The organism is Helicobacter equorum (assembly GCF_900198655.1).
Taxonomy (GTDB): Bacteria; Campylobacterota; Campylobacteria; order Campylobacterales; family Helicobacteraceae; genus Helicobacter_F; species Helicobacter_F equorum.
The window spans coordinates 1-1,996 of the sequence record NZ_FZPO01000050.1; the positions used below are offsets into that span (position 1 = coordinate 1).

Annotated in this window: 2 protein-coding genes; both read left to right on the plus strand. The window is 36.9% G+C overall.

The window, feature by feature from the left end; all coding sequences use genetic code 11:
* The coding region (locus C6H22_RS07245) for a UDP-glucose dehydrogenase family protein (RefSeq protein ID WP_104694634.1) at window positions 1–1,314 on the plus strand (1,314 nt) is incomplete at its 5' end.
* Window positions 1,295–1,996 (plus strand): hypothetical protein (locus tag C6H22_RS08935; RefSeq protein WP_233707083.1); only part of this gene is annotated, 702 nt, incomplete at its 3' end. The genes C6H22_RS07245 and C6H22_RS08935, both read left to right, overlap by 20 nt.

The following is a 1,996-nucleotide window of genomic DNA, read 5'->3' on the forward strand; positions in this document are numbered from 1 at the left end:
GTAGGACTTGTAGCTGGGGCATGTTTTGCCCAAATGGGTAATGATGTCATCTGCCTTGATGTAGATTCTACAAAAATTACAAATCTCCAAAAAGGTATTATTCCAATCTATGAACCGGGATTAGAATCCATGGTGCTAGAAAATCACAAAAAAGGCACTCTACGCTTTAGCACAGACAAAGCACAATCATTAAGTAATGCCGAGGTAATTTTTATTGCGGTAGGCACTCCTATGGGCGAAGATGGTAGCGCTGATCTACGCTATGTCTGTGCCGTGGCAAAAGATATAGGGGCGCATCTCACAAATTATGCAGTAATCGTGGATAAATCCACCGTGCCTGTGGGCACTGCCACAAAAGTGCGTCAAATCATTGCACAAGAGCTACAAAAACGCGGAATACAAGAAAATTTTGATGTAGTAAGCAACCCTGAATTCTTAAAAGAAGGCGTGGCAATAAAGGATTTTATGAGCCCTGATAGAGTTGTAGTAGGTGCGGATTCTCCTAAGGCTTTAGAGATTATGAAAGCTCTTTATGCACCATTTCTTGTAAAAAGTGATAGATTCATTGCCATGGGTATAGAATCTGCTGAAATGACAAAATATGCCGCAAATGCGATGCTTGCAACCAAAATTAGTTTTATCAATGAAATGAGTCAAATCTGTGAGCGAGTGGGTGCCAATATCAATGATGTGCGACTTGGCATAGGATCAGATTCACGTATCGGGTATAGCTTTATCTATCCAGGGTGTGGATATGGTGGAAGCTGTTTTCCCAAAGATGTCAAAGCCCTAGAAAAAGTTGCGCTAGATTTTGGCTACACACCACAAATATTACAAGCTATTGATTCAGTCAATGCAGCACAAAAAATGCTTTTGGTAGAAAAGATATGTGCGCGTTTTGGCAAAGATTTATCGGCTAAAAAATTTGGTATATGGGGATTAGCCTTTAAGCCAGAAACCGATGATATGCGTGAAGCAAGTGCGTTGGTGCTTATACGAGAGCTTGTGAAGCGTGGTGCTCATATACAGGCTTATGATCCAAAAGCCATAGAACAAGCGAAGTTTTATCTTAGCGACATACTAGAACATATTACATTTACGGCAGGCAAATATGAGGCGCTTAAAGATTGTGATGCAATGGTGCTTGTAACAGAGTGGAGAGAGTTTAGGAGCCCAGATTTTGAAGAAATAGCAAAATTACTAAAAAGTCCTATTATCTTTGATGGACGCAATATCTACCACACGCTACATTTAGAATCTAAAGGCTTTGAGTATCACCAAATAGGAGTAAGAAATGCAAGTATTCAACCCTGATACAAAATTATTAGGAAACCACACAAAACCAATTACGATCTATCAATTGTTAATTATACTCGCCTTATTTTCGAGTGTATGTACTAGAATCTATCAATACATATTTCATAAAGATTTATGGCTTGATGAAGCCTCCCTAACGTTTTCTATTACACATACAACTTGGCAAGAAATATTTTTTGCTCCCCTACCTTTCACACAAAGTGTGCCTCTTGGATTCTTGCTTTGGACAAAATCCCTATACGAAATTTTTGGTGCAAATGAATATGTCTTATATTTTTTGCCATTTGTTTCTTCATTGGGCACATTATTTTTGGCTTTTAAAATTTCAAAAACACTTCACGATTCCTTTACGCAAACATTTTTTGTCTTACTTGTGTGTGGTTCTTTGGGACTCTTGCATTACAGCACAGAGTTTAAACAATATGGTATCGAAGCATTTTTAGGTTTTTTGCTCCTATATTTGTATATACAATGTACTGCTTTGCCAAAGTTTATATTCATAAGCCTCATAGCAATACTCTTTTCTCATACAAGCATATTTATCACATGTGCGTGTGTGATTGGTTATATATGGCAAAATAAATCTAATTTAAGAACTTTTATCTATGGAAATATTCCATATTTCTTAACACTTTTAATTTTCTTTTGGTTCTATTATGTTTTTTATATACGATATCAA